The organism is Streptomyces macrosporus (assembly GCF_039533145.1).
Taxonomy (GTDB): Bacteria; Actinomycetota; Actinomycetes; order Streptomycetales; family Streptomycetaceae; genus Streptomyces; species Streptomyces macrosporus.
The window spans coordinates 22,125-28,254 of sequence record NZ_BAAASZ010000025.1; the positions used below are offsets into that span (position 1 = coordinate 22,125).

General features: G+C 71.2%; 6 protein-coding genes and 1 pseudogene. 4 read left to right on the plus strand and 3 right to left on the minus strand.

Features of this window, described 5'->3' with window-relative positions:
• Positions 1 to 64: 64 nt before the first annotated feature.
• Positions 65 to 565 (plus strand): hypothetical protein, encoded by a 501-nt coding sequence (locus ABD335_RS17020; RefSeq protein WP_344323763.1) that lies wholly within the window; start codon positions 65 to 67, stop codon positions 563 to 565.
• Here ABD335_RS17020 and ABD335_RS17025 read toward each other — a convergent pair.
• The gene (locus ABD335_RS17025; RefSeq protein WP_344323752.1) at positions 510 to 1,313 is read right to left on the minus strand and encodes an IS5 family transposase; all 804 of its coding nucleotides are present in this window, start codon (positions 1,311 to 1,313) and stop codon (positions 510 to 512) included. The two genes, ABD335_RS17020 and ABD335_RS17025, sit on opposite strands and share 56 nt — an antisense overlap.
• A 527-nt stretch (positions 1,314 to 1,840) precedes the next feature.
• Here ABD335_RS17025 and ABD335_RS17030 point away from each other — a divergent pair.
• Positions 1,841 to 2,482, plus strand: a complete 642-nt coding sequence (locus ABD335_RS17030; protein WP_344323754.1) for a carbonic anhydrase — start codon at positions 1,841 to 1,843, stop codon at positions 2,480 to 2,482.
• A 317-nt stretch (positions 2,483 to 2,799) separates the two neighbouring features.
• Here ABD335_RS17030 and ABD335_RS17035 read toward each other — a convergent pair whose 3' ends face one another.
• Both ABD335_RS17035 and ABD335_RS17040 read right to left on the minus strand, forming a co-directional pair.
• Entirely contained in the window at positions 2,800 to 3,777 is a 978-nt protein-coding gene (locus ABD335_RS17035) for an L-threonylcarbamoyladenylate synthase (protein ID WP_344323756.1), read from the minus strand.
• A 67-nt stretch (positions 3,778 to 3,844) separates the two neighbouring features.
• Positions 3,845 to 4,767 (minus strand): annotated as a pseudogene (locus ABD335_RS17040) (transposase family protein).
• Between the two features lie 300 nt (positions 4,768 to 5,067).
• On the opposite strand from ABD335_RS17040, the gene ABD335_RS17045 reads away from it, so the two are divergent.
• Positions 5,068 to 5,688, plus strand: coding sequence for a LysE family translocator (locus tag ABD335_RS17045; protein ID WP_344323758.1), 621 nt, complete (start codon positions 5,068 to 5,070; stop codon positions 5,686 to 5,688).
• Between the two features lie 114 nt (positions 5,689 to 5,802).
• Positions 5,803 to 6,130, plus strand: a 328-nt coding sequence (locus ABD335_RS17050; RefSeq protein WP_344323765.1) for a helix-turn-helix domain-containing protein, incomplete at its 3' end; no start/stop codon positions are given.

The following is a 6,130-nucleotide window of genomic DNA, read 5'->3' on the forward strand; positions in this document are numbered from 1 at the left end:
CAGTTGTCACGGGAGTCTTGGTCCGTTACTGGCCGAGATGTCGTGGGGGTGGCGGGTGCCGTCGATGCGGGCGGTTCTGGAAACGCGGCGGAAGGCCGCGGCGGTGCGGGTGGAGGAACTCGAGGCCGAGCTGGAGCGGGTGCGGGCGGCTCTGGCAGAGGCGGAAGAGGTGCTCCGGCGACGGGTGATCGGTCTGGAGCAGTATCCGGAGGCGCCGGCCGAGGCCGATGCGCCCGCCGTGGTGGCCGACGGGGTGCCGCCGAGGAAGCCGGTGGGGCCGCGCCGGGCGGTGCCGCACCGCCAGGACGCGGCCGGCGTCGAGGTGCTGTCGGTGGACTACCAGGCGTTGATGGCCGCTGCGGAGGCGGGATCCGATGGGCTCGGTGCCCGGCGGGCGGCGGTGGTGCTGGGCTGGGACAGCGCGGTGGCTTCCCGGGTCGAAGGGGCGCGGGCCCGGCTGAAGCGGCTGGTGGAGCGGGACCGGCCGGTGGAGGACAAGCCCGGCCGCTTCACGCTGCCCGCGCCGGAGCTGGACACTGCTGGGCGGCCAGGCGGCGGCTCATGAGCATGGTCATCGACCACAGGACGACGGTCTCGCCGGTGTCGGTGCGGCGCTCGTAGTCACGCACCAGGCGCCGGCTGCGCAGGAGCCAGGCGAAGGACCTTTCCACGACCCAGCGGCGGGGCAGGACCTGAAAACCCCGGACGTCGTCGCTGCGGCGGACGATGTCGAGGATCAGTCCGAGGTGCTGGTCGGTCCAGTCGGTGAGGTGACCGGTGTAGCCGCCGTCGGCCCAGAGGCGCGCCAGCCGCCGGAAGTGCTGCTTCGCTGTGGGCAGCAGGACTCGGGCGGCATCTCGGTCGGTCGTGGACGCCGGTGTGACCTGCACGGCCAGCAGGAGGCCGAGGGTGCCGGTGAGCAAGTGCCGCTTGCGTCCGTTGATCCTCTTGCCGGCGTCGAAACCCCGCGAGACATGGGTGACGGTGGCGTCCGCCTTCACCGACTGCGAGTCCACCACGCCTGCGGTCGGCTCCTCCGTGCGGCCCTGCGAGCGGCGGACGGCCTCGCGCAGCCGGTCGTGCAACTCGGCCACCAGACCGAGGTCCCGCCGGCGGACGAAGAAGGCATACACCCGTGGCCAGGGCAGGAAGTCGCAGGGCATGGCTCGCCACTTGATGCCGTTGTCGACGAGGTAGCGCACCGCGTCGATCATCTGCCGGTGGCAGTAACCCTCCGGCCGCCCGCCCCGGCCCGCCAGCCATCCGGGAACCGGCAGCAGATCCCGCACCAGGGCCCACTCCGCATCGCTCATCTCCGAGACGTACCGGGGTCGGCGCTCCGGCCGGTCGGCCGCGTTTCCGAACCGATGGGCGAGGCAGTCACACCCAGGAGTGGACGGACTGGACTCGGCGACGATGACCACGCGCCACTTCGACAACAGGGCCTCTTGTCTCTCGCTGGATTCGACAACCGCGAGCTACCAAGAGGCCCTTCTTCCATGCGCCCGCACCGGCCGACTCACCCGAACCAGGACCTCGTCCGAACCTGATCGACTCCACGAACGGATAGAGAACAGCCAGTTAGGGTCTTTGCCCGATCCACCGGGGCGGCGGCAGTTGGTCGGCCACTGCCCGACCGGCCGGCTCTCGGCCACGGCCGACCAGGGTGCGCACAGCGGCTTGCGCACGGCGTGGCAGGCCCGCGCGCTGAGGTTCCGTATCGATGCCGCCCTCGCCCGGTGCCCGGGGGTGCCGCCCAAGCCGCCAGCGTGGCCCGATCAGGCGAGCTCCGGCGGGATCGGGCGGTGCGACGGCTGGTCCCGGGTCCTAGACTGCGGCCATGACCAAGGTTCAGACCCCGACGCCCCGCGACGCCTTCGAGTTGCTGCTGGCCGGTAACCAGCGCTTCGTCGCCGGCATCCCCGAGCACCCGAACCAGGACGCCGCCCGCCGCGCCGAGATCGCACCGTCCCAGCAGCCTTTCGCCGTGCTGTTCGGCTGCTCCGACTCCCGGCTGGCCGCCGAGATCATCTTCGACCGCGGCTTGGGCGACTTGTTCGTGGTGCGCACCGCAGGCCACGTCGTGGGTGCGGAAGTGCTCGGCAGCATCGAGTACGGGGTGGGCGTCCTGGGCTGCCCGCTGGTCGTGGTCCTCGGTCACGACTCGTGTGGCGCGGTCGGCGCAGCGTGCGCCGCCCTGGACGACGGCATGACACCGGCCGGATACGTTCGGGACGTCGTCGAGCGGGTGACCCCCAGCGTGCTGGCAGCGCGGGCCGCCGGACAGGTTGAGCCCGAGGAGATCCTCGCCGAGCACGTAAGGCACACCGTCGACCTGCTGCTGGACCGCTCCCGGGTCCTCGCCGAGAAGGTCGCCGCCGGCCGGGCCGCTGTGGTGGGCCTGTGCTACCGCCTGGCCGACGGCAGTGCACAGCTCGTCGCATCCCGCGGCCTCGATGCGGCGGTACCCACCGCGTCCTGACCTCCCCGGCCGTGGCTGCTCAACGTGATGTGCCGCGTAGGTGGACGAGGACCCATCGGGTTCCCCGCGTGAACATCCACGGAAGGGCGCCCTTCGAGGGCTCACGGAGCCGACTGCGCGCCCGGCACCGTCCCCCGCGCCGACCTGGCGCGGGGGACGGGCTGCGAGGTGTGCCGGGGATGGAGAACGGTCGTCACCGAGAACCGGCAGCACGAGTTGTTCCTGGTCTGCCGGATCGGCGGGTGCTCAGCCGAATCCGTCACGAATCCGCCCGGCTCTCGGCTCCGGGAGCGGTGAGGGCACGGCGTCGGCGCTGGTCACGCGGTGGACCGGGGCCCTGCGGCGCGGCGGAGCCGGTTGGCGATCGCCAGTCCCAGCCCTTCCTCCACCGGCAAGGAGGCGATGATGAGGTCGCACCCTTGCCGGTCGAGTTCGCGCAGGAACCCGTACAGCCCGTGCGCGTAGGCGGCCATCGAACCGGGGACCGTGACCACGGCGTGCGCCTTCACCGGTGTGCCGGTGAGGGAGGGGGGAAGAAAGACGCCCACCCGGTGCCCCAGCTCCTGCGCGAACTCTGCCTCGGCGACGACCTTCTCGGGTTCGACGAGGACGACCCGGGCACGCGGTGCGTAGTGTGACGGATGCTGGCCCGGCACCCGGATGCGGCTCGTCGAGTGGACCGCGAGCGGGCACCCCAGTACCGCTTCGAGGGCCTCGCGCGTTACTCCGCCGGGCCGCAGGATGCTCGGGATCTCGCCCGTGGTGTCGACGATGGTCGACTCGACGCCGACCTGGCAGGGGCCGCCGTCCAGCACGAAGTCGACGGCATCACCGAGCTCCGCACGGACGTGGTTCGCTGTCGTGGGGCTGACCTGGCCGAAGCGGTTGGCGGACGGGGCCGTGACACCGCCGCCGAAGGTCGCCAGCAGCCCGAGTGCGACAGGGTGGTCGGGCACGCGCACGGCCACCGTCTGAAGGCCACCGGTCGCTTCGAGGGGCACGCGGGGACCGCGCCGCAGGACCAGCGTGAGTGGCCCCGGCCAGAAGCGTTCGGCCAACAGACGCGCCGTTGCCGGCACGTCCTCGACCCAGTCGTCCAAGTGCTCCGCGCCGCCGATGTGGACGATCAGCGGGTGGGAGGGCGGGCGCCCCTTGACCTGGAAGATGCGCGAGACAGCGGCGGGATCCTCGGCGTTGGCGCCCAGACCGTAGACGGTTTCGGTCGGGAAGGCCACCAGCCCGCCGGTGCGCAGCACACCGGCCGCCTTCTCGATGTCACTGGTTCTTGCCGTCACCCTCGCAATCCTAACGAGTTGGTGCGTGATGGCGGCCGAGGCGTGCCGGCCTGCTCGAGGACCTTGTTCAGGCTTGCGCGGTGCGGTCGGAGACGAGGCCGGCGATGGCGCGGTAGGTCTCGGGTAGGCGGTCGCGGCGGTGGGTGAAGCGGGCCGGCCGCTGACGGCGTTTGTGGTCGGCGAGGGCGTGTTCGACCGTGATGCGGTCCGACGAGTGCCCGTGGCGGTCGCGTTCCCACGGTTCGACTCGTGCGGGCGGTGCTCCGGGCCGCGGCTTTCTCGGCGGGGTGACGGCCTGGCCGGGATGGTCGCGACTCAGGCCCGGATAGCCGTCGTCCAAGAGGACCTCGACATCGGGGAAGCGCCGGAAGCAGACGGCGATGCCCGCGTTGCGGACGGCCGTGGCGTCATGCATGCGTCCAGGTCGCAGGGCACCGGTCCACAATGCGCGGCCACGGTGGTCGGCGATGACGGTGGCCTTCGTCGTGTTCTGTTTCTTCTTGCCGGAGACGAACGCGCGCCGTCCGCCGCGGTTGGCCAGTGCCCTGCGGACCTGGATCTCGGTGGCGTCCAGGCGCGGCTCGATGCCTTCTGCCCGGGCGTGGGCGAACACATCCGTCAGTGTCCGCAGGCGCAGGCCAGGACGGTCGGGGACCGCGCATCCCCGCTCGGCCGGGAGCGTACGCACCTCTCCGATCGCGCGGGTGACGGTGGAGCGGTCGACCCGAACAGCAGTCCCGGCACCGCGTGCGGCAGGTCGTGCCGCAGATGGATCAGCGTGGCCGCCGGCCGGTCGATGCACACCGGCTGGTGGCGGGCGCCGGCTCCTGCGGCCCGCTTCCCGACCCCGCCTCGCGCAGCGTGGCGGCGACCCTCGAGGCCGGCCTGCCACGGCACGGCCGACTCCTCGACCATGCCGGCGAGATGGCGCCGCGAGATCCCCGTGAACAGCCGATGTGTCGAGACCGCCCGATTGACCGTGATCGCCACACCCGGATCATGCCACCCGCCTGGCACGACGCCTCAGCCGCCATCACGCACCAACTCGTAAGTGCGCAGGCCGGAGCGCCGGGGGAGTCCAGCCGCTGCGACGCGCCTCACGCGGTTGTGCCACAGCCCCCCGCACGGGGGGAAGCCTCTACCGGCTCCTGGCCTGCTGTTTTGCCCCAACGAAGCTTGACCATTGCCATCGGGGACCGGGCACAGGTCCTGTCGTGCCACCGAAGCTTGATCGATCCGGGGGCTGCCCCCTCGAAAGGGCAAGGCGATCCCGGGTGCGAGACTGAGTCCATGTTCGTTCAGCTCCTTGCCGTCACCGGGGTGCTCGCCGTCCTGACCATGGTTCCCGGCCCGGACATGGCGGTGGTGACGAAGCGAGCCATCGCGTCCGGCTGGCGGGACGGTCTGCGCACGGTCGGCGGCATCACGGCGGGACTGCTCATCTGGGGCATGCTCACCGTGGTCGGCCTGGCCGCCGTCCTGGCGGCGTCCGCCACGGCCTACACGATCATCAAGCTCGTCGGCGCCGTCTACCTCGGCTTCCTCGGTGTCCAGGCCCTGCTGCAGAGCCGACGCAGCCGTTCGGTGGCCCCCGCGGCAAGCACTCTGGCCCCATCCGGCACTCCGTGGCGCACGGGACTGGTCAGCAACGTCCTCAACCCGAAGATCGCCGTCTTCTACACGGGTCTGCTGCCCACGCTCGCCCCGTCCGGCCTGTCGCCGCATCTTGGGATGACCCTGCTGGTCCTCATCCACGCGGCCCTCACACTCGTCTGGCTTGGCAGCTACGTGCTGGTGCTGGCCAAGGCTCGCGCCTTCTTCGAGAAGCCTGCCGTACGACGCACCATGGACGGCATCACAGGTGTCGTCCTGATCGGGTTCGGTGTCAAGGTCGCCACCTCCCAGCCCTGAATCCTGAACACCCGTGGAGCGCGGTGCCGCGCCCCGCTCCACGCTAACGAGTTGGTGCGTGATAGCGGATGAAGCGTCCTCGCTGGTGGATGACATGATCCGCTTGTGGCGATCATGGTCAATCGAGCGGTCCTCGCGCATCGGCTGTTCACTGGGATCTCCCGACGTCACCTGAGCCGCTTGATCGAGGAGTTGGCTCAGCCGTGGCAGGCCGGAGTCGAAGGCCGCCGCCACGCAGCGCGCGGCGGCGTGAGGAAGCGGGCCGCAGGAGCCGGTGCCCGGCACCGGCTCGTCTTCGTCGACCGACTGGTGGCCACGCTCATCCATCTGCGGCACGACCTGCCGCACTCGGTGCTGGGGCTGCTGTTCGGGGTCGACCGCTCCACCATCACCCGAGCCGTCGGGGAGATCCGCACCCTCCTGGCCCAGCGAGGCTGCGCGG